The sequence below is a fragment of the Kluyvera cryocrescens NBRC 102467 genome (assembly GCF_001571285.1).
Classification (GTDB): Bacteria; Pseudomonadota; Gammaproteobacteria; order Enterobacterales; family Enterobacteriaceae; genus Kluyvera; species Kluyvera cryocrescens.
Genome location: NZ_BCTM01000013.1, coordinates 80,169 through 100,922, shown reverse-complemented (window position 1 = coordinate 100,922; position 20,754 = coordinate 80,169). Strand labels below are relative to the sequence as shown.

16 protein-coding genes are annotated in these 20,754 nt (G+C 57.0%); 8 read left to right on the top strand and 8 right to left on the bottom strand.

The window, feature by feature from the left end; genetic code table 11:
* Positions 1-54: 54 nt before the first annotated feature.
* Complete coding sequence (locus KCR01S_RS10895; RefSeq protein WP_061282772.1) at positions 55-2,103, bottom strand: beta-galactosidase; 2,049 nt, start codon at positions 2,101-2,103, stop codon at positions 55-57.
* A gap of 231 nt (positions 2,104-2,334) precedes the next feature.
* On the opposite strand from KCR01S_RS10895, the gene KCR01S_RS10890 reads away from it, so the two are divergent.
* Positions 2,335-3,417 carry a LacI family DNA-binding transcriptional regulator gene (locus tag KCR01S_RS10890; RefSeq protein WP_061282771.1) on the top strand — a complete coding sequence of 361 codons (1,083 nt, stop codon included), beginning with the start codon at positions 2,335-2,337 and terminating at the stop codon, positions 3,415-3,417.
* Between the two features lie 254 nt (positions 3,418-3,671).
* On the top strand, positions 3,672-4,913 hold the full coding sequence (locus tag KCR01S_RS10885) for an oligosaccharide MFS transporter (RefSeq protein ID WP_061282848.1): 1,242 nt from the start codon (positions 3,672-3,674) through the stop codon (positions 4,911-4,913).
* Between the two features lie 30 nt (positions 4,914-4,943).
* Here the strand turns inward: KCR01S_RS10885 and KCR01S_RS10880 are convergent, their stop codons facing one another.
* Complete coding sequence (locus tag KCR01S_RS10880) at positions 4,944-5,327, bottom strand: biofilm formation regulator BssR (protein ID WP_061282770.1); 384 nt, start codon at positions 5,325-5,327, stop codon at positions 4,944-4,946.
* Positions 5,328-5,546: 219 nt separating this feature from the next.
* On the opposite strand from KCR01S_RS10880, the gene rimO reads away from it, so the two are divergent.
* Positions 5,547-6,860 carry a 30S ribosomal protein S12 methylthiotransferase RimO gene (gene rimO, locus KCR01S_RS10875; RefSeq protein ID WP_061282769.1) on the top strand — a complete coding sequence of 438 codons (1,314 nt, stop codon included), beginning with the start codon at positions 5,547-5,549 and terminating at the stop codon, positions 6,858-6,860.
* Between the two features lie 83 nt (positions 6,861-6,943).
* On the opposite strand, the gene gsiD is transcribed toward rimO, so the two are convergent.
* The 5 genes from gsiD to iaaA form a co-directional block, all read right to left on the bottom strand.
* Positions 6,944-7,855: a glutathione ABC transporter permease GsiD gene (gene gsiD, locus KCR01S_RS10870; protein WP_072277136.1), complete on the bottom strand. Its 912-nt coding sequence runs from the start codon at positions 7,853-7,855 to the stop codon at positions 6,944-6,946.
* Between the two features lies 1 nt (position 7,856).
* Complete coding sequence (gsiC, locus tag KCR01S_RS10865) at positions 7,857-8,777, bottom strand: glutathione ABC transporter permease GsiC (RefSeq protein ID WP_061282767.1); 921 nt, start codon at positions 8,775-8,777, stop codon at positions 7,857-7,859.
* 52 nt (positions 8,778-8,829) lie between these two features.
* A complete protein-coding gene (gsiB, locus tag KCR01S_RS10860) occupies positions 8,830-10,368 on the bottom strand; it encodes a glutathione ABC transporter substrate-binding protein GsiB (protein WP_061282766.1) in 1,539 nt (512 codons plus the stop codon).
* A gap of 91 nt (positions 10,369-10,459) precedes the next feature.
* On the bottom strand, positions 10,460-12,322 hold the full coding sequence (gene gsiA, locus KCR01S_RS10855; RefSeq protein WP_061282765.1) for a glutathione ABC transporter ATP-binding protein GsiA: 1,863 nt from the start codon (positions 12,320-12,322) through the stop codon (positions 10,460-10,462).
* An 11-nt stretch (positions 12,323-12,333) separates the two neighbouring features.
* The gene (gene iaaA / locus KCR01S_RS10850; RefSeq protein ID WP_061282764.1) at positions 12,334-13,272 is read right to left on the bottom strand and encodes a beta-aspartyl-peptidase; all 939 of its coding nucleotides are present in this window, start codon (positions 13,270-13,272) and stop codon (positions 12,334-12,336) included.
* A gap of 201 nt (positions 13,273-13,473) precedes the next feature.
* Here iaaA and moeA point away from each other — a divergent pair, with 201 nt between their 5' ends.
* Together moeA and moeB are read left to right on the top strand one after the other, a co-directional pair.
* Positions 13,474-14,709 (top strand): molybdopterin molybdotransferase MoeA, encoded by a 1,236-nt coding sequence (gene moeA / locus KCR01S_RS10845; RefSeq protein WP_061282763.1) that lies wholly within the window; start codon positions 13,474-13,476, stop codon positions 14,707-14,709.
* Positions 14,709-15,458, top strand: a complete 750-nt coding sequence (moeB, locus tag KCR01S_RS10840; protein WP_061282762.1) for a molybdopterin-synthase adenylyltransferase MoeB — start codon at positions 14,709-14,711, stop codon at positions 15,456-15,458. The genes moeA and moeB overlap by 1 nt, the downstream gene beginning before the upstream one ends.
* Positions 15,459-15,513: 55 nt before the next feature.
* Here moeB and fsa read toward each other — a convergent pair whose 3' ends face one another.
* The gene (gene fsa / locus KCR01S_RS10835) at positions 15,514-16,176 is read right to left on the bottom strand and encodes a fructose-6-phosphate aldolase (protein WP_061282761.1); all 663 of its coding nucleotides are present in this window, start codon (positions 16,174-16,176) and stop codon (positions 15,514-15,516) included.
* Positions 16,177-16,309: 133 nt separating this feature from the next.
* Between fsa and KCR01S_RS10830 the strand changes: the two genes are divergently transcribed.
* The 3 genes from KCR01S_RS10830 to KCR01S_RS10820 all read left to right on the top strand — a co-directional run bounded on the left by KCR01S_RS10830 (position 16,310) and on the right by KCR01S_RS10820 (position 20,603).
* Entirely contained in the window at positions 16,310-17,212 is a 903-nt protein-coding gene (locus tag KCR01S_RS10830; protein ID WP_061282760.1) for a glycyl-radical enzyme activating protein, read from the top strand.
* 5 nt (positions 17,213-17,217) lie between these two features.
* A complete protein-coding gene (locus KCR01S_RS10825) occupies positions 17,218-19,650 on the top strand; it encodes a formate C-acetyltransferase/glycerol dehydratase family glycyl radical enzyme (protein WP_061282759.1) in 2,433 nt (810 codons plus the stop codon).
* Between the two features lie 143 nt (positions 19,651-19,793).
* On the top strand, positions 19,794-20,603 hold the full coding sequence (locus KCR01S_RS10820) for a Cof-type HAD-IIB family hydrolase (RefSeq protein WP_061282758.1): 810 nt from the start codon (positions 19,794-19,796) through the stop codon (positions 20,601-20,603).
* The last annotated feature ends 151 nt before the right edge of the window (positions 20,604-20,754 follow it).

Here is a 20,754-nt window from a genome sequence, read left to right as displayed (position 1 = left end):
TCCCGGGCGGTGGCTGAACGCCCCCCAGGGAAGCGCTGACAAAAAACCTCGCTTTTACAGCTCCCGCGTCAGTACCTCACAGCCCCACGGAGCCAGTGCGAGCTCGGTTTCGACCTTCTCACCGGAAAGCGCATTGTGGAAAACCGCTGTCAACGCGAGCGTCTGCTCCGCGTCCGTATAGTTCTGCACAAATACCCATTCCCACTCACCGTCGGTACGACGCGTGGCGACCACACCGGTCGGCAATTCCGCCTCCAGCGCGCGCGGCAGCGCTAGCTCTTTCGCCAGCATCGCGGTGAAAGCCGTATGGAAGGCATCATCATTACGCGAGGCCACATAAAACGCTTTTCCTTTACCAACCCGATGCTGGGTCAGCGCCGGATAGCCGGCATAAAAGTCCTCGCTGTAGCAGGCTAACACCTCAGCCCCTTGCGGATGGATGATTTCACACAGCTCGCGAGCGCGCCAACTGCCCTGTAGGCCGCTGTCCGGAAGCGCTTCGACGCCGTTGCTTTGCTCATCGGTGAGGCAATCAATCTCCTCGGCCCACACGCCGAGCAGCGGGCGTAACGGCCCAGGGAAGCCGCCGAGATGGCACAAATCACTCTCGTTGACGATCCCGCTCCAGTAGGTTGCGACAAAGTAGCCGCCATCGCGTACAAACGCTTCCGCCCGTTCGGCAAAACCGTCGCGCACCATATACAGCATCGGCGCAATCACCAGGTCATAGCCGCTCAAATCGCTGTCGGCGTTAATCACATCGACGGCAATGCCCTGCTCCCAGAATGGACGGTAGTGATCAACCACCGTTTGTTCATAGTGAATGCCGCAGTTGCGCGGGCCCGCCGCATCGTTCACCGCCCAGCGGTTTTCCCAGTCAAAGATAATGGCCACCCGGGCCTGAGTTTTCGTGCCGACGACAGAGCTGAGCGCCGCAAGCATTTCCCCCAGTTGCGAAACTTCACGCCCGGTGCGGGTATTGAGGTGACCGACATGATCGATAACCGAGCCGTGGAATTTCTCAATGCCGCCGCGGCTTTTACGCCACTGGAAATACTGGACCGCATCAGCACCGTGGGCGACGGCCTGTAAGGATGAGAGAATATGCATTCCCGTTTTTTTCAGCTTGCTGGTCGGCTGCCAGCAGGTTTGTCCCGGGGAAGACTCCATCAGCACAAACGGTTTGTCCTTCAGGGTACGCATTAGGTCGTGGTACATCGCCGTTTTACACGCCACCGCGCGCTCATCTTCCTGCTTATGCCACATCGGGTAGCTGTCCCAACTGACAAAATCGACCACGTCTTTGAGCTGCCAGTAGTCATAATCATTGAAATACCACATGAAATTGGTGGTGGCCGGCAGATCCGGACGTTCGGCTTTCAGCGGCGCGACTTCGGTTTGATAGAACGCTTTCGCCTGGGAAGTCACAAATCGGCGCCAGTCAAGGTTAAGCCCATGAATTGACGTTTCTCCCTGCGGGGCCGGGGATTCTATTTGTGACCAATCGCTGTAGGTGTGGCTCCAGAATCCGGTCCACCAGGCGTGATTTAACGCATCCAGGGTTTGATAGCGCGCCTGTAGCCAGAGACGGAAATCCTGCTGACAGCGGTCACAGTGACACTCGCCGCCGTATTCGTTGCTGATATGCCAGCCCAGCACCGCAGGATGATGAGCGTAGCGCTGCGCCAACTTCTGGTTTATCAACGTCACTTTTTGCTGGTAGACCGGTGACGACAGGCAGTGATTATGCCGCCCACCGTGCAGCGCTTTGACGCGCGCTGCGCTGACGCGCAGGGTTTCCGGATATCGCGCCGCTAGCCACGCGGGTTTACCGCCGCTCGGCGTGGCGAGGAAAACGGATATCCCGCCCGCATGGAGGGTATCCAGCACGTTATCCATCCAGCCAAAGGTAAACTCACCTTCGGCGGGCTCCAGCGCCGACCAGCTAAAAATCCCCACCGACATGATATTACAGCCCGCCTGCTGCATCATGGCGATGTCCTGTTCCAGGATCCCCGGCACGTGTAACCATTGCTCCGGGTTATAGTCCGCGCCGTGCAAAAGCCACGGGGCTGCGGGATTAATTGGCAGATGCTTATCCATGTCGGTTCCCTTATGTCGCATAAAGACAAAAAATGTTATTCGTTCACAATTAGGATTTTCTACGCGTTCCCCCCCGGTTACCGCAACCCATGCCGGCATAAAATGTGATCCATCACGCGTTTTAGGTGATTTATCGCCCAAAACATCCCGCCCCCGCAGTCCTGCCGCTGCTTAGGTGACACGTCCAACAATCGCTCGGGTATACTGTGACAAATCTTTGATGGGGCGAGTATGAAAACCAAAGCAGCAACTCTCGCGGATGTGGCGCGCCACGCCGATGTGTCGTATCAGACGGTCTCCCGCGTGCTCAATAATTCCGCCAACGTATCGGCGAAAACGCGCAAGAAAATTGAACAGGCCATTGCTGAGCTGAAGTACGTTCCTAACCGCGTCGCCCAGCAGCTGGTGGGCAAAGAGAGTAAAACGCTGGGTCTGGTGACCACATCGCTGGCGCTGCACGCGCCGTCGCAAATCGCCGCCGCGGTGAAGAAATACGCCGGTGAACAGGGCTATCAGGTGCTGATTGCAATGATTGATGACGCCAGCGATAGCAGCATTCAGGCCGCCATCAATGAACTCAAATCCCAGCGCGTGGAACGGGTTTTCGTCAACGCCCCGCTCGAAACGCCGGTGGCGGAAAGTCTGGTCGACGAAAACCCGGACGTGCTGTGCCTGTTCCTCGACGTTGACCCCTATAGCTCCGTGTTCAACGTGACCTTCAACCCGGCAGAAGGCGCGCGCGCCAGCGTCAAGCACCTGTACGATCTCGGCCATCGCCAGTTCTGTCTGCTTTCCGGCCCAGAGGATTCGGTCCCTGCCCGCCTGCGTTTAAACACCTGGCGCGACACGTTGGCCTCCTACCAGCTCAACCCGTTGGCGGTACATCATGGCCAGTGGGACGCGCAAAGCGGCTATCTGGCTACGTTGCAAATGCTGCGCGAAACCCCGCAGGCGACGGCGTTGCTGATTGCCAATGACCAGATGGCGCTGGGTGCGCTCAGTGCATTGCATCAGCAAAAACGCAAAATCCCGCAGGACATTTCACTTATTGGTTACGACGATACCTACGAGAGCGCCTTCTTCGAACCGGCATTAACCACCGTCGCTATTGATTTTGATTTGCAAGGAAAAATGGCCGTTCAGCAGTTGCTTCAGTCGGTAGATTCACCGCAGACTTTACGCGCATCGACCATCCTGCCAAGCCGTCTGGTGGTGCGAAATTCGGCGGGGCCGCTGCATAATTCCGAGACCGACCTGTTAAGTATTGCCGATCAACTGCGATCGCTGGCGGATAAACTGACGCCGAAGATTTAGTAAAGTCATACGTTCTCATAAATCAATAAGTGATCGTTATCGCTAATCACAGCTAAATCCCGCATACATTTGTGAAACAAATCACAATTAACCGCCATAGGCATTGCTTGCCTATGGCGTTCAGATGTCAGATTAAAACAGAAATTGTTAACGTATGACATTTTTACAACGAGACATACCAAAACAATATTCAGTGGGCACAGGCAATTGCTATGTGCCAAGGGGATGGCCTGATATTTGATGAGGATGTGGCGATGCTACTACCCGGCAAACGAAATTATATACTGCTCAGCATATTCGATTTTCTCTACCTGTTCGCCTGGTCAGCAACCATGGCGTTCTTTGTTATCTGGACCACGCAGCATCTGGGGATCAGCGCGACGCAAACCGGGCTGCTCTACGCCACTAACGCCTTTATCGCGCTGCTGATGCAGCCATTCTTTGGCTTTATTTCCGATAAGTTTGGCCTGAAAAAACAGCTCATCTGGATTATCCTCGCGCTCCTGCTCCCCGTTGGCCCGTTCTTTATTTACGTCTACGCCCCGCTGCTGGTTCACAGCTTCTGGCTTGGCGCCATTTTCGGCGGGGTCTACCTCGGCATCATCTTTAACTCCGGCTGCGGCGTTATTGACTCGTACATTGATAAAATTTCCCGTCGCTATAGCTTTGAATATGGCCGGGTGCGCATGTGGGGATCGCTGGGTTGGGCAGCGGCCGCGTGGATTGTCGGTAAATATATCGACACCCTGCCTAACCTCTCCTTCTGGCTTGCCAGCTGTGCGATCATTGTGGCAGCGCTGTGCTTTATGATGACCAAAATCGAGCTGACCGATGCGGAAATCCAAAAGACCAACTCGCTGAAAGTGGTCCATGCGCTGGAGCTGGCGAAAAACGGACAGTTCTGGATGCTGCTGATCTTTACTCTGTTCGTCACGCAGATTTACGACACCTATGACCAGCAGTTTGCCCAGTATTTCTCCATGCAGTTCCCGACCAAAGAGGAAGGCAACCACTGGTATGGGATTTTAGCCTCTATTCAGGTATGCGGTGAGACGCTGTTCCTGTGCCTGATGCCGTGGTTTGTTAACCGTACCGGGGCCAAATGGGCGCTGGTGATTGCCGGGACGATAATGTCCGTGCGTATTGCCGGTTCCGCGATGCAACTGGGCCCAGTTTGGATTGCCGCGGTCAAAATGCTGCACGCCATCGAAAAACCGCTGATTCTGGTCTCCGTGTTTAAATTCATCTCTGCCAATTTCGACAACAAGCTACTGTCCACGGTCTACCTGCTGGTGCTGTTCGTCGCCTCTATCGCGACCGCCGTCTATTCACCGATTGCCGGTTACCTGTATGACACGATTGGTTTTGCCGACACCTACCTGATTCTGGGCGCGATTGCCGGGTTCTTTACCCTCGTATCGGTCTTTACGCTGCGGGATTCGCGCGCGGATAAACCCGCCGCGGTGCAGCCGCAGGGTTCCACCCTCGCGGGATAAGATGACAGGGGGACGCATGTCCCCCTGATTTCAGGCGAGCGTCATTGACGACTCAGCGTCCAGCTTCTGAATGCTTTTGGCCAGTGCGGCCAGACAACGATCAAGCGTCACCACATTTACCGCAATGTAAGACGGGCAGTCGTAGCGCCCGCTCATCAGACAAACCGCTGCAGAGGCAATCGCCTCGCCCGCCTGCCGAAAAATATCCAGTTCGGTCGGCGAACTACCGCGTTTAAGCGCTATGACGCTCCTCCGTAATTCACCACACAATTCGAGCAGGTTAGTACGCAAATGATCGTTATCACTGACTGACATATACCCTTTTGCCTTTCGAAGCTGCAAATAGGCATCCAGGTCATTTCGCGCGTTGATGAGCTGCCCCATCAGCCGGCGTTTCAGTTTGCTTTCCGTCATGCATTTACCTCCCTTGCCACCCATTGGCCTTGTCATTATGAGGTTACTTAACGAACAGCATGCTGCGCGATATCAATAAATCATCATTAGCAACAATTTTAACAACACAACAACTTTGCCGGATGCCGCGAAACGCACAACGTAGCAGTAGAGAGTCGACGTAAAGCCGTGTAGAATCGCCCGGTTTTTATTTTCTGTTTACTTTGTGAGCGTACTAGAATGCAACAACCGCGAATTGGATTCGTCTCCCTCGGCTGCCCAAAAAACCTGGTGGATTCCGAGCGTATCCTGACCGAACTGCGCACTGAAGGTTATGACGTAGTGCCAAGTTACGATGATGCCGATATGGTTATCGTCAATACCTGTGGTTTTATCGACAGCGCAGTCCAGGAGTCACTGGAAGCCATCGGTGAAGCGCTGAAAGAAAACGGCAAGGTGATTGTGACCGGTTGCCTGGGTGCCAAAGAAGATCAAATTCGCGAAGTGCACCCAAAGGTTCTGGAAATCACCGGCCCGCACAGCTACGAGCAGGTACTGGAACACGTTCACCACTACGCGCCAAAACCGCAGCACAACCCGTTCCTGAGCCTGGTGCCGGAACAAGGCGTGAAACTGACCCCGCGCCACTACGCCTATCTGAAAATTTCCGAAGGCTGTAACCACCGCTGCGCGTTCTGCATCATTCCATCGATGCGTGGCGATCTGGTTAGCCGTCCGATTGGCGAAGTGCTGGCAGAAGCCAAACGTCTGGTCGATGCGGGGGTAAAAGAGATTCTGGTGATCTCCCAGGACACCTCCGCCTACGGCGTTGACGTCAAGCATCGCACCGGTTTCCACAACGGCGAGCCGGTTAAAACCAGCATGGAAAGCCTGTGCGAGCAGCTGTCTAAACTCGGCGTTTGGGTGCGTCTGCACTACGTTTACCCGTATCCGCACGTGGATAACGTTATCCCGCTGATGGCCGAAGGCAAAATCCTGCCATATCTGGATATTCCGCTGCAGCACGCCAGCCCGCGCATTCTCAAACTGATGAAACGCCCAGGCTCCGTTGACCGCCAGCTGGCCCGTATCAAACAGTGGCGCGAGATCTGCCCTGAACTGACGCTGCGCTCCACCTTTATCGTCGGCTTCCCGGGCGAAACGGAAGAAGACTTCCAGATGCTGCTCGACTTCCTGAAAGAAGCCCGCCTCGACCGCGTAGGCTGCTTCCAGTACAGCCCGGTTGACGGTGCGTCGGCAAACGATCTGCCGGATCAGGTACCAGATGACGTGAAAGAAGATCGCTGGAACCGCTTCATGCAGCTGCAGCAGCAAATTTCCGCCGAGCGCCTGCAGGAAAAGGTCGGCCGCGAAATTCTGGTGATGATCGATGAAGTTGACGAAGAAGGCGCCATTGGCCGCAGTATGGCCGACGCCCCGGAAATCGACGGTGCGGTGTATCTGAATGGTGAAACCGAGGTGAAACCGGGTGATGTGGTCCGCGTGAAGGTTGAAAACGCGGACGAATATGACCTGTGGGGCAGCCGGGTTTAAGACGACGCCTCATCACGGTAGGTCAGCTTCTCTGGCCTACCGCTTTACCCGGTAGCGTTATACGCAACCGGGTATTTTCCTCTCTACCCCTTCAGCTTCGGATCCAGCGCATCGCGCAGACCATCACCCAGCAGATTAAACGCCAGCACCGTCAGGAAAATCGCCAGCGCCGGGAATATCGCGACGTGAGGTGCAATCACCATATCCGCACGCGCTTCGTTAAGCATCGCGCCCCACTCTGGCGTCGGCGGCTGCGCGCCGAGACCGAGGAACGACAGGCTGGCCGCCGAGATTATCGATACCCCAATACGCATGGTGAAATAGACCACAATCGATGACACCGTGCCGGGCAGAATATGCTGGAACAGAATCACGCTATCGCTGGCACCAATGCTGCGCGCCGACTCAATAAAGGTCTGTTGCTTGAGCACCAGGGTGTTGCCACGCACCAGCCGCGCAAACGCCGGAACGGAGAATATCGCTACCGCAATAATCACGTTGGTCATCCCGCTGCCCATAATCGCCACCACCGCAATCGCCAGCAGAATACCAGGGAAGGCAAACAGTACGTCGCAGATACGCATGATGATGCGATCCCACCAGCCTTCGTAATAGCCCGCCAGCAGACCCAGCACCGTGCCGATTACCGAACCAATCAGTACGGCAAACACCCCGGCGGTCAACGAGATTTGCGCCCCCACCAGCACCCGGCTGAAAATGTCACGGCCCAGCGAATCGACGCCAAACCAGTGCATCAGCGACGGCCCTTCGTTCAGGCGGTCGTAGTCAAAATAGTTTTCGGCATCAAATGGCGCTATCCACGGCGCCACCACCGCCACCGCAATCAGCAGCAGCACGAAAATGCCCGAGGCCATCGCTACCGGCTGCTGGCGGAAACGCCGCCAGAACTCGCGCCACGGCGTGCGTTGTTTCCCCGTTTGCATCACCGGCATGGCATTGAGTACCGCCTGCCTGCGCCAATTCAATAATCGCACGTTATTTATACCTGATAGCTGGGTTAATGGCGGCGTAAAGCACATCCACCACTAAGTTGATAAGAATAAACTCCAGTGAAAACAGCAGTACTTCGGCCTGAATGACCGGGTAGTCGCGCATCTCCACCGAATCAACCAGCAGGCGCCCCAGCCCCGGCCAGTTAAACACTTTTTCGACCACAATCGAGCCACCGAGCAGGAAGCCGAACTGTAGGCCCATCATGGTCACCACCGGGATCATCGCGTTGCGCAGGCCGTGCTTAAGCACCACCACCTTTTCGCTCACCCCTTTGGCACGCGCGGTGCGCATGTAGTCTTCATTCAGCACATCAACAAACGAGGCGCGGGTAAAGCGCGCCATCACCGATGCCACGGCCGCACCCAGCGTTATCGACGGTAGAATGTAGTGCTGCCAGCTGTCGGCACCGACGGTGGGCAGCCATCCCAGCTCGACGGAGAAGATCTGCATCAGCAGCATCCCAAGGGCAAACGCCGGGAAGGAAATACCGGTGACCGCCAGCGCCATCCCTAAGCGATCCGGCCAGCGATTACGCCAGACGGCGGCCGCAATACCCGCCGCCATCCCGAACACCACGGCCCAGGCCATACTGGCCAGAGTTAACCACAGCGTCGGCAGAAAACGGCTGGCAATCTCTTCTGAAACCGGCCGGCGCGAAACCATCGAGGTACCAAAATCGCCCTGCACGGCGTGGCTGATATAGTGCCAGAACTGCACGTACAGCGGCTGATCCAACCCCAGCTGCTGGCGCACCATCGCAATCACCTGTGCGTCGGCCTCTGGCCCGGCAATCAAACGCGCCGGGTCACCCGGTAGCATGTGGACAAATAAAAATACCAGCACAGCCACGATAAACAGCGTGGGGATCAGGCCGAGCAGGCGTTTAATTACATAGTTGAGCATGACTCTCCTTGCCGCAGGGCCCCTGCTTACAGGTGAAGCAGGGGCACCTCTCTTACTTCAGATCCGCATCATCAAAGCTAAAACCGGTGTCCGGCATAATGTAGAACCCGGACAAAGACTTGCTGTGCGCTGAAACCAGTTTTTCCACCACCAGCGGCACCCACGGCGACTCTTTCCAGATAGTATCCTGGGCCTCTTTGTACAGCCGCGCTTTTTCCTTCGCGTCGGTGGTTTGCAGCGCCGCCGTCAGATCTTTATCAACCTGTGGATTGCCGTAGAACGCGGTATTGAACTGAGTTGGCGGCCAGTTAGACGAGGCGAACAGCGGCGACAGCGCCCAGTCAGCTTCGCCGGTCGATGCCGACCAGCCGGTGTAGAACATCCGCACACCGCTCTCTTTCTGCCCTTTGCCTTCCACTTCTGCCGCGCGCTGACCGGCATCCATCGCCGTGACCTGCGCCTTAATGCCAATCTGCGCCAACTGCTGCTGGGTAAACTGCAGAACCTTTTGCGCGGTACTGTGGTTATGCGATGACCACAGCGTGGTGCTAAATCCGTTCGGATAGCCCGCTTCTTTTAACAGCTCGCGCGCTTTAGCCGGATCATACGGCCACGGCTGGTACTGCTGTGCGTAGGCGATAGACGGTGGCACCACCCCGGTTGCCGGCGTCGCGTAACCGGCAAAGGCCACCTTCACCAGCGCCTGGCGGTTAATCGCGTAGTTGATGGCCTCGCGGACTTTAGGATTATCAAACGGTTTTTGCGTCACGTTCATGCTGATGTAGCGCTGCATGATGGACGGGCTCGCCACCAGTTCAAGCTGGCTGTTTTTCGCCAGCAGCGCGGCCTGCTCGTAAGGGATCGGGAAAGCGAACTGCGCTTCACCGGTTTGCAGCATCGCCGCGCGGGTGTTGTTATCAACCACCGGGCGCCAGGTAATGGAGTCCAGCTTCGGCAGCCCTTTTTGCCAGTAGTTGGCAAATTTGCTCACCTTCACAAAGTCAGTTTGGTTCCAGGTATCCAACTGATACGGCCCGGTTCCTACCGGATGGAAGCCAATCTCGTTACCGTATTTTTTCAGCGCCGCGGGCGAAATCATTGCCGTTGCCGGGTGAGCAAGAATATTGATAAACGCCGAGAACGGCTGTTTTAACGTGATTTTCACCGTACTGGCGTCCACCGCTTCGGTCTTATCGATATTTTTGTACAGGTTGTAGCGCTTAAGGTGGCTTTCCGGGTTGCTGGCGCGGTCGAGGTTAATCTTCACCGCTTCGGCATTGAAATCAGTGCCGTCCTGGAATTTCACTCCCTGACGCAGCTTAACGGTATAGACCTTACCATCGTCAGAGACGGTGTAGCTTTCCGCGAGGACGTTTTGCAGCTTCATCTCTTTATCCAGGCCAAACAGCCCCTGATAGAAGGATTTGGCTACCGCCTGCGACAGCGTGTCGTTGGCGTCATACGGATCCAACGTGGTGAAGTTGGACCCCACCGCTACCACTACATCTTTTGCCGCGAACGCGGGAGAGGCGGCAAGCGCGGACGCTACCCCCAGTGCAACCAGCCATTTACGTGAAATGCGTTGTGTCATGTTGTCCCCTGCCTGTCGTTTTATTATCGATTTCTGCCCGTTATCTATCACGTGAGCGGCGTAAGGCCGCCGTTCCATGATGTCACACGAATTATTTCGGCTCTCTTAGCGCACTGCTTATTGGTTCGCGGGCCACATAGTGCCCCGGCGAGATCTGCTGCAAATGAACGGGTTCGATCGCCTCGCCCCGTCGATAGATATTCCCCGGTAGCTCATCCGACAGCAGCACGCGCTGCGGGCGACGATGCGCGGGATCGGCCACCGGCACGGCGGCCAGTAGCTTACGCGTATAGGGATGCTGCGGATTTTCAAAGATAGCCCGACGCGGGCCGATTTCCACAATGCGCCCGCGGTACATCACCGCCACGCGGTGGCTAATACGTTCTACCACCGCCATATCATGGGAAATAAACAGAAATGCAATGCCCATTTCCCGCTGCAAGGAGAGCAGCAGATTGATGATCTGCGCGCGAATAGAGACATCCAGCGCCGACACGGATTCATCGGCAATCACCACCTTCGGCTCCAGCGCGAGGGCGCGAGCGATGCAAATGCGTTGGCGCTGCCCGCCGGAGAACTCATGCGGATAGCGCCACGCATGTTCCGGCAGCAGGCCCACGCGCTGCAACAGCCACTCGACGCGCTGCTGAAGCGCCTCGCCTTCCAGCACGCCGTGAATACGCAGGGGTTCCATAATCGAGAAACCGACCGTGTGCCGCGGGTCGAGAGAGGCGAAAGGATCCTGGAAGATAAACTGGATGTCGCGACGCAGCGGTTGAAGCTGGTTTGCTGAAAGCGTATCAATCCGCTCGCCGTTAAAAGTGATTGTCCCGCTTTGCGATTCCACCAACCGCAGCAGCGCGCGCCCGGTGGTTGATTTCCCGCAGCCTGACTCGCCGACCAGCGACAACGTTTCTCCCGGCCAGAGGTCAAAACTGACGTTTTCCACCGCATGGACCTCCCGGGTCACGCGGTTTAATAATCCACCGCGCAGCGGGAAGCGGGTCACCAGGTCCCGAACCTGGAGAATCGGTTTGCCTTCCACCACCGTATTTTGCCGCTGCGGCGCAATGTGCGGCGCGTTGAGTTCGGGAAAACTCTGCGGAAAATCGCTGCCGCGCATCGCGCCCAGCCGGGGCACCGCCGCCAGCAGGCGTTGGGTATAGGCGTGCTGAGGAGCGTTGAAAATCGCCTCGACGCTGCCGGTCTCCACCGCGTTACCCTGGTGCATTACCAGCACCCGATCGGCTATTTCCGCCACGACGCCCATATCATGGGTGATAAAAATAACGCCCATCGACATCTCTTTTTGCAGCACGTCGATAAGCTGGAGGATTTGCGCCTGGATAGTGACATCCAGCGCGGTGGTCGGCTCATCGGCGATCAGCACCGCTGGGCGGCACGACAGCGCCATGGCGATCATCACCCGCTGGCGCATCCCGCCGGAGAGCTGATGCGGATAGCGTGAGAGCATGGTTTGCGCTTCTGGAATGCGCACTTTATCGAGCATTCGCTTGGCTTCAGCCAGCGCCTCTTCCCGTCCGAGCCCCTGGTGCAGGCGAATCGACTCGGCAATCTGCTCGCCGATGGTGAACACCGGATTCAGTGAGGTCATCGGCTCCTGGAAAATCATCGCCACATCCGCTCCGCGGATGCCACGCATCTGCGCTGGGGTCTGCTCCAGCAGATCAACCACCTCACGATTGCGCCGACGCAGCAGCATCTGCTCACAGGAGACCTGCCCGCTTCCCTGCTCCAGTAGACGCATCAGCGCCAGCGCGGTGACCGATTTCCCCGAACCTGATTCGCCGACAATCGCCAGGGTCTCGCCCCGATTAAGATGAAACGAGAGCTGGTGTACGACGCCAACGGACTGTTTATCCTGACGAAAGGCGACATTCAGGTTCTGAACGCTCAGCACCTGAGAAACAGCAAGCTCATCGGAATGCGGCACGGTAGCTCCTTCTATTCCTTGTAAATACCAATGGTCGGCGTATCGCCGGCATAGGCCCAGGCGCGATACATACCTTCGCTGTTAAACGGCAGCACGACGTTGCCTTCACGATCAATGGCAATCAATCCACCGCTGCCGCCGAGCGCCGGGAGTTTCTCCATCACCACGCGCTCACAGGCCTCGAGCAGGCTGAGATTGCCATACTCCATTAAGGCCGCGATGTCATAGGCCGCCAGCGTGCGAATAAACACTTCGCCAGTGCCGGTACAGGAGACGGCAACGCTGGCGTTATTGGCATAGCATCCCGCCCCCACCAGCGGACTATCGCCGACCCGGCCCGGTAGTTTGTTGGTCATCCCACCGGTGGATGTGGCGGCCGCCAGGTTGCCGTTAACGTCCAGCGCCACGGCCCCTACGGTGCCCATTTTCTGCCGCTCATCAAGCGGTGCATCATGGTCGAGAATAAATTGGCCATGGCTGCGCGCCTCCAACAGCTGTTGAAAACGCATATCGGTGGAAAACAGCGCGTTGTCCACCCGCGCCATGCCTTCTGCTTCAGCAAAGGCTTCAGCGCCTTCGCCAATCATCATCACATGCGGGCTTTTTTCCAGCACCAGCCGGGCTGCCAGCACCGGATTACGCAGGTGTTTCACTCCGGCAACGGCTCCCGCCTGCAGCGAATGACCATCCATCACGCAGGCGTCGAGCTCATGGGTTTCCGCCGCAGTAAAAACTGAACCGATGCCCGCGTTAAACAGTGGACACTCTTCCAGAAGGCGCACCGCTTCGGTCACCGCATCCAGCGCGCTGGCTCCGGACTCCAGCATTTTCTGCGCGCTTTCGACGATATCGGACAGCGCCGTCACGTACTCGTGCTCTTTTTGCGCCGACATCTGTTGGCGGCTGATGGCCCCCGCCCCGCCGTGAATCGCAATGACTGCCTTGCCCATTCGCTATCCCTTAGGTCATTTTATTTATAAATATCATTATAGTGGCTCTGCTCCTATATCAATTTTGAATATAGAAAGAGCATCCGGAAATCATCAACTCAATACTTCAGGCCGTACAAGGTACACCACAGGTGGCATACAGTCTGCGGGGCTTTTCTGCCATAATGTGCGCATTCGAACGTTTCCCGCAGGAGTTTACCCATGGATTTTACCGCCGGATTGATACCGCTTGATACCGCGCTAACGCAAATGCTTAACCAGATAACCCCGCTACACGACAGCGAGTCGGTGCCTCTGCTGCAGGCGTTTGGCCGCATTACCGCCAGCGATATCACCTCTCCACTGGACGTACCGGGTTTTGATAACTCGGCAATGGATGGCTATGCGGTGCGTCTGGCTGATATCGCCGCGCAAACGCCGCTGGCGGTCGCGGGGAAAGCCTTCGCCGGGCAGCCGTTCCACGGTGAATGGCCTGCGGGCACCTGCATTCGTATTATGACCGGCGCACCGGTTCCGGCTGGCTGCGACGCGGTGGTGATGCAGGAAGAGACCGAGCAAACCGACGCCGGCATCCGTTTTATTGCCAACGTGAAGCCCGGGCAAAATATTCGCCGTCGCGGTGAGGATATTGCCGATGGCGCGGTGGTCTTCCCTGCCGGGACGCGCCTGACGGTGGCCGAATTACCGGTGCTGGCTTCGCTGGGCATCGCGGAAGTTAGCGTGGTGCGCAAAATCCGCGTCGCGCTGTTCTCCACCGGCGACGAACTCCAGCTCCCAGGCCAACCGCTGGGCGATGGACAAATCTACGATACCAACCGTCTGGCGGTGCATCTGATGCTCGAGCAGCTCGGTTGCGAAGTTATTAACCTCGGCATTATTCGCGATGACCCGGAACAGCTGCGACAGACCTTTATCGAAGCCGACAAGCTGGCAGATGTAGTGATTAGCTCCGGCGGCGTTTCCGTTGGTGAAGCGGACTACACCAAAACCATCCTCGATGAGCTGGGCGAAATCAGCTTCTGGAAGCTGGCGATTAAACCGGGTAAACCGTTCGCCTTCGGCAAGCTCAGCCATAGCTGGTTCTGCGGCCTGCCGGGCAACCCGGTCTCTGCCGCATTAACCTTCTATCAACTGGTGCAGCCGCTGCTGGCAAAATTGAGCGCCGGTAGCGCCGCCACTCAGGCTCCGCGCCTGCGCGTGCGTACCACGGACGTGCTGAAAAAGTCTCCAGGTCGTCTCGACTTCCAGCGCGGTCTGCTGACCCGCAATGAAAACGGTGAACTCACCGTCGCCACCACCGGCCATCAGGGCTCGCACATTTTCAGCTCCTTTAGCCAGGGCAACTGCTTTATCGTACTGGAGCGCGAACGCGGTCGCGTGGAAGCGGGTGAATGGGTTGAAGTTGAGCCGTTCAACCATCTGCTGGGTGGCCTGTAATGGCCGTAGAGCTTAGCGACAGCGAGATGCTGCGCTACAACCGGCAAATCATCCTGCGCGACTTTGATTTCGACGGCCAGGAAGCGCTGAAGGCCTCGCGCGTACTGGTTGTCGGACTGGGCGGGCTGGGCTGCGCCGCCGCGCAATATCTGGCGGCGGCAGGCGTGGGGAAGATGACGCTGCTGGATTTTGACACCGTCGCGCTTTCCAATCTGCAACGCCAGACGCTGCACAGCGATGCCACCATCGGTCAGCCGAAAGTAGACTCCGCGCGCGAGGCGCTGGCGCGGATTAACCCGCACGTTGAGTTGGTAACCCTCAATGCGCTGCTCGAGGAAGAGGCGCTGTCGGCGCTGATTGGCGAACAGGATTTAGTGCTCGACTGCACCGACAACGTAACTATCCGCAACCAGCTTAATCGCGGCTGCTTCCAGCATAAGAAACCGCTGGTCTCAGGGGCGGCGATTCGCATGGAAGGCCAGATTTCGGTCTTTACCTATCAGGAAGGCGAGCCGTGTTACCGCTGTCTGAGCCGTCTGTTCGGGGAGAATGCGCTCACCTGCGTCGAAGCAGGCGTCATGTCGCCGCTGGTCGGAGTGATTGGCGCGATGCAGGCGATGGAGGCGATCAAAGTGCTGGCCCATTACGGCACGCCGGCTGCCGGAAAGCTGGTGATGTATGACGCAATGCGCTGCCAGTTCAGAGAAATGAAATTGATGCGTAACCCGACCTGCGAGGTGTGCGGCTAGCCTTCGGCCTAGCCGTCTTTTCCCTCTCCTTGACGGAGAGGGAAAACAAACCCGTTTACAGCGACGTACGACCAAACGCCGTTTGCCAATCCTGCTCAAACTTCGCCACCGCCGCATCGACCGCCGGGCTGCTGATTAACTGCTGCGCGACATCCAGCGGCAGCGTAATCGACTGACAGCCGGCCAGCAGACAATCCAGCGCCTGACGCGGGGTTTTAAAACTCGCCGCCAGCACTTTTGACTGCGGAACATGCAGAGTCAGCAGATCCTGCAATTCGCACACGGTCTGAATACCGTTGCCGCCCTGCGCATCCAGGCGATTGACGTATGGCGCCACATACTCGGCCCCCGCCAGCGCGGAGAGCAGCCCCTGCGACGCGCCGTACACCGCAGTGCCCAGGGTCGGAATGCCTTCGGCAGTCAGCAATTTAATCGCCGCCAACCCTTCTGCCGTGACCGGAATCTTCACCACCAGATCGGGAATAATCGCCCGCAGCTTATGCGCATCGGCCACCATGCCGTCGGCGGTGGTCGCCATCACCTGGGCAAATAAACGCCCTTTGCCGCCCATGGCATCAAGTAACTCAGGCAGCAGCGCATCCAGCGGTTTCTTGCCTGCCGCCACAATGCTGGGATTGGTCGTGACGCCCGCCAGCGGAAAGATTCGCGCCAGCTTCTTTACCGCTGCGACGTCTGAAGTGTCGAGATAGAGTTCCATGATGTGTCCTTAAACCGTGATATTGAGCATGGATTAACACTACCACAGCAAAACCTCTGCTTAAGTTGACGCACGTCAAAATAACTTTCATTCGAAAGTATTTAAATCTTTATACGAAAGTAGAGGGCTTATTATGATTTTCAACATTCAGCGCTATTCCACCCATGATGGTCCAGGCATCCGCACCGTTGTCTTCCTGAAAGGCTGCTCGCTTGGCTGCCGCTGGTGTCAGAATCCAGAAAGCCGCGCCCGGCAACAAGATCTTCTGTTTGATCCCCGCCTGTGTCTTGACGGCTGCGATCTGTGCCAGAAAGCCGCGCCAGAGGTCATCGAACGGATGATAAACGGTCTGGTTATCCATCGGGAAAGGCTGAATGACGATTCGCTCCGAGCTCTCAACGAGTGTTGCCCAACCCAGGCGTTGAGCATCTGCGGTGAGGAAAAGTCGGCCAACGAGATCATGGCGACCGTGCTGCGCGACAAGCCATTCTACGAACGCAGCGGCGGCGGCATGACGCTGTCCGGCGGTGAGCCGTTTATGAACCCAGAGCTGGCGCTCCAGCTACTGAAAAGTGCGCATGAAAACGGAATCCATACGGCGGTGGAAACCTGCCTGCACGTGCCATGGCGCTACCTGGAGCCGGCACTGCCCTATATCGACCTGTTTCTCGCCGACTTAAAACACGTGGATGACGCGCTCTTTAAAGAGTGGACCGATGGGTCTGCCAAACGGGTGCTCGATAATCTCAAGCGCCTGTCCGCCGCCGGGAAACAGATAACCCTGCGCGTCCCGCTGATTCAGGGCTTTAACGCCGACGAAGCGTCGATTAAAGCGATTACCGATTTTGCCGCCGGGCAGCTTACCGGCGTGCGCGATATTCATTTTCTGCCGTACCACACGCTGGGCATCAATAAGTATGCGCTGCTCGGCCAACCCTACTTTGCACCCGATAAGCCGCTCAACGACCCAGCGCTGTTGGATTTCGCCCAACGGTACGCTCATGAACATGGGTTAACGGCGACACTACGAGGATAAAACTGATGACCACGCTGACTCTCGATAAATTAACCGCCCGCATTCAGGCCCACAAAAACGCGCTGGTGCATATCGTTAAGCCGCCGGTGTGTACCGAACGCGCGCGCCACTATACCGAAGCCTACCAGCAGCACATGGATAAGCCGATTCCGGTGCGCCGTGCGCTAGCGCTGGCCCATCATCTGGCAGAACGCACCATCTGGATAAAACACGACGAGCTGATTATTGGCAACCAGGCCAGCGAAGTTCGCGCCGCGCCGATCTTCCCGGAATATACCGTCAGTTGGATCGAAAAAGAGATTGATGATTTAGCCGATCGCCCGGGAGCCGGGTTTGCCGTCAGCGAAGAGAACAAGCGCGTGCTGCATGAAGTCTGCCCGTGGTGGCGCGGCCAGACCGTGCAGGACCGCTGCTACGGGATGTTTACCGACGAGCAAAAAGCGCTGCTGGCCACCGGTATCATCAAAGCTGAAGGCAATATGACCTCCGGCGACGCCCACCTGGCGGTTAACTTCCCGCTGCTGCTGGAGAAAGGGCTCGACGGCATGCGCGCGAAAGTCGCCGAACGCCGCACCCGCATTAACCTGACGGTGTTGGACGATCTGCACGGCGACCAGTTCCTGAAAGCGATTGATATCGTGCTCGACGCGGTCAGCCTGCATATCGTGCGCTTCGCCGAGCTGGCGCGCCAAATGGCCGCCGAAGAGATCCGTGAAAGCCGCCGTGACGAACTGTTGGCAATGGCGGAAAACTGCAATGTCATTGCCCACCAGCCGCCGAAAACCTTCTGGCAGGCGCTACAGCTGTGCTATTTCATCCAGTTGATTCTGCAAATTGAGTCCAACGGCCACTCGGTATCGTTCGCCCGTATGGACCAGTATCTGTACCCGTTCTACCGCCGCGACGTTGAGCTGGAGCAGTCGCTGGGCCGTGAACAGGCCATCGAGCTGCTGCACAGCTGCTGGCTGAAGCTGCTGGAAGTGAACAAAATTCGCTCCGGTTCGCATTCAAAAGCCTCTGCCGGCAGCCCGCTGTACCAAAACGTCACCATCGGCGGACAGAAATTAGTTAACGGCGAAGCGCAGGACGCGGTTAACCCGCTTTCCTACGCCATTCTCGAATCCTGCGGCCGCCTGCGATCCACCCAACCAAACCTGAGCGTGCGCTACCATGCAGGGATGAGCAATGACTTCCTCGACGCCTGCGTGCAGGTGATCCGCTGCGGCTTCGGGATGCCGGCCTTTAACAACGATGAAATTGTGATTCCTGAATTCATCAAACTGGGCGTAGAGCCGGAAGACGCATATGACTACGCGGCGATCGGCTGTATTGAAACCGCCGTCGGCGGCAAGTGGGGCTACCGCTGCACCGGCATGAGCTTTATCAACTTCGCCCGCGTGATGCTGGCGGCGATGGAAGGCGGCCGCGATGCCACCAGCGGCCAGGTGTTCCTGCCGCAGGAGCATGCGCTGTCGAAAGGTAACTTTGCCAACTTCGAACAGATGCTGGCTGATTGGGATCGCCAGATTCGTTACTACACCCGGAAGTCGATTGAGATTGAATACGTGGTCGACACCATGCTCGAAGAGAACGTGCACGATATTCTGTGTTCCGCGCTGGTGGATGACTGCATCGAACGAGCAAAAAGCATCAAGCAAGGCGGCGCGAAGTACGACTGGGTGTCTGGCCTGCAGGTGGGGATTGCCAACCTCGGCAACAGCCTGGCAGCCGTGAAAAAACTGGTCTTCGATCAGGGCATGATTGGCCAACAGGCGCTGGCAAAAGCGCTGGCAGAAGATTACGACGGCCTGACTCACGAGCAGCTGCGTCAGCGCTTGATCAACGGCGCGCCGAAGTACGGTAATGATGATGACAGCGTCGACACCCTGCTGGCACGCGCCTACCAGACCTATATCGACGAGTTGAAGCAGTATCACAACCCGCGCTACGGCCGCGGCCCGATTGGCGGCAACTACTACGCGGGGACGTCGTCCATTTCGGCCAACGTGCCATTCGGCGCCCAGACCATGGCCACGCCGGATGGCCGTAAGGCGAAAACCCCGCTGGCGGAAGGCGCAAGCCCGGCCTCCGGCACCGATCACCTCGGCCCAACGGCGGTGATAAGCTCCGTCGGTAAGCTGCCCACCTCAGCGATTCTCGGCGGCGTGCTGTTAAACCAGAAGCTGAACCCGGCAACGCTGGAAAACGAAAGCGATAAGCAAAAGCTGATGGCGCTGCTGCGTACCTTCTTCGAGGTGCACAAAGGCTGGCACATTCAGTACAACATCGTGTCGCGCGAAACACTGCTTGAGGCGAAGAAACATCCGGACCAGTACCGCGATCTGGTAGTCCGCGTTGCCGGCTACTCCGCCTTCTTTACCGCGCTGTCGCCGGATGCCCAGGACGATATTATCGCCCGTACCGAGCATACGCTGTAACGCAGGACTCGTCCTTTCCCCTCTCCCTCCCCGGGAGAGGGGCTAAATCGCCCCGCTTTTCTTTCGAATGAAATTAAATTTGTGCTTTAGCTCACATTGTAATTAAATTGCTGCTGGCCGGATTTACCCCAGGAGCATCCCGTATGACCGTTAAAGTTATCGTCACAGATATGGACGGAACTTTTCTTAATGACGCCAAAACCTATGACCGTTCGCGGTTTCTGGCGCAGTTTGAACAGCTTCAACAGCGTGGCATTGAATTCGTCGTCGCCAGCGGCAACCAGTACTATCAGCTGATCACCTTCTTCCCTGAGATCCGCGACAGGATTTCCTATGTCGCCGAAAACGGTGCGTTGGTCTACGAGCACGGCCAGGAACTGTTCCACGGTGAACTGACCCGCCACGAGTCGCAAACGGTGTTCACCGAGCTACTGAAAGATCCGCAGCTGAAATTCGTCGCCTGTGGGCTTGAAAGCGCCTATATCAGCGATAGCGCGCCGGACGATCTCGTGGCGCTGATGTCGAAGCACTACTACCGCTTAAAGCGTGTGGCGAACTATCACGATATCGACGACAAGATTTTTAAATTCTCACTGAATCTGCCGGACAGCGAAATCCCAGAGCTGGTCGATAAGCTGCACGTCTCGCTCGACGGTATCATGAAGCCAGTGACCAGCGGCTTTGGCTTTGTAGACCTGATTATCCCCGGCCTGCATAAAGCCAACGGTATCAGCCGTCTGCTCAAACGCTGGCAGGTTTCGCCGCAGGAGTGTGTGGCAATTGGCGACAGCGACAACGATGCGGAAATGCTGAAGCTGGTGAAATATTCCTTCGCCATGGATAACGCCGCCTCCCGCATTAAAGAGATCGCCCACTATCGGACTGATGATAACAACCACCACGGCGCGCTGAACGTGATTCAGGCTGTGCTGGATGGCACAACGCCCTTCTAATTCCCCCCTTTGCCGATTCGATAAATGCAGCGCCACCGGGCACATCGCCGGGTGGTGGCGTTGCTTTATTTGCCCGCCCCTAGCCCCTCTTTCCCGGCCCTCAAGCCGCATAAAATTTAAACTTGCATTAACTTTATTTTAACTTAAAGTA

What these genes read in the sequence shown, in the direction of transcription:
- moeA (WP_061282763.1), top strand. Translation starts at nt 13,474, where the DNA reads ATGGATTTTACCGCCGGATTGATACCGCTTGATACCGCGCTAACGCAA.
- iaaA (WP_061282764.1), bottom strand. Translation starts at nt 13,272, where the DNA reads ATGGGCAAGGCAGTCATTGCGATTCACGGCGGGGCGGGGGCCATCAGC.
- KCR01S_RS10895 (WP_061282772.1), bottom strand. Translation starts at nt 2,103, where the DNA reads ATGGATAAGCATCTGCCAATTAATCCCGCAGCCCCGTGGCTTTTGCAC.
- KCR01S_RS10825 (WP_061282759.1), top strand. Translation starts at nt 17,218, where the DNA reads ATGACCACGCTGACTCTCGATAAATTAACCGCCCGCATTCAGGCCCAC.
- KCR01S_RS10830 (WP_061282760.1), top strand. Translation starts at nt 16,310, where the DNA reads ATGATTTTCAACATTCAGCGCTATTCCACCCATGATGGTCCAGGCATC.
- gsiB (WP_061282766.1), bottom strand. Translation starts at nt 10,368, where the DNA reads ATGACACAACGCATTTCACGTAAATGGCTGGTTGCACTGGGGGTAGCG.
- KCR01S_RS10885 (WP_061282848.1), top strand. Translation starts at nt 3,672, where the DNA reads ATGCTACTACCCGGCAAACGAAATTATATACTGCTCAGCATATTCGAT.
- rimO (WP_061282769.1), top strand. Translation starts at nt 5,547, where the DNA reads ATGCAACAACCGCGAATTGGATTCGTCTCCCTCGGCTGCCCAAAAAAC.
- KCR01S_RS10880 (WP_061282770.1), bottom strand. Translation starts at nt 5,327, where the DNA reads ATGACGGAAAGCAAACTGAAACGCCGGCTGATGGGGCAGCTCATCAAC.
- fsa (WP_061282761.1), bottom strand. Translation starts at nt 16,176, where the DNA reads ATGGAACTCTATCTCGACACTTCAGACGTCGCAGCGGTAAAGAAGCTG.
- KCR01S_RS10820 (WP_061282758.1), top strand. Translation starts at nt 19,794, where the DNA reads ATGACCGTTAAAGTTATCGTCACAGATATGGACGGAACTTTTCTTAAT.
- KCR01S_RS10890 (WP_061282771.1), top strand. Translation starts at nt 2,335, where the DNA reads ATGAAAACCAAAGCAGCAACTCTCGCGGATGTGGCGCGCCACGCCGAT.
- gsiC (WP_061282767.1), bottom strand. Translation starts at nt 8,777, where the DNA reads ATGCTCAACTATGTAATTAAACGCCTGCTCGGCCTGATCCCCACGCTG.
- moeB (WP_061282762.1), top strand. Translation starts at nt 14,709, where the DNA reads ATGGCCGTAGAGCTTAGCGACAGCGAGATGCTGCGCTACAACCGGCAA.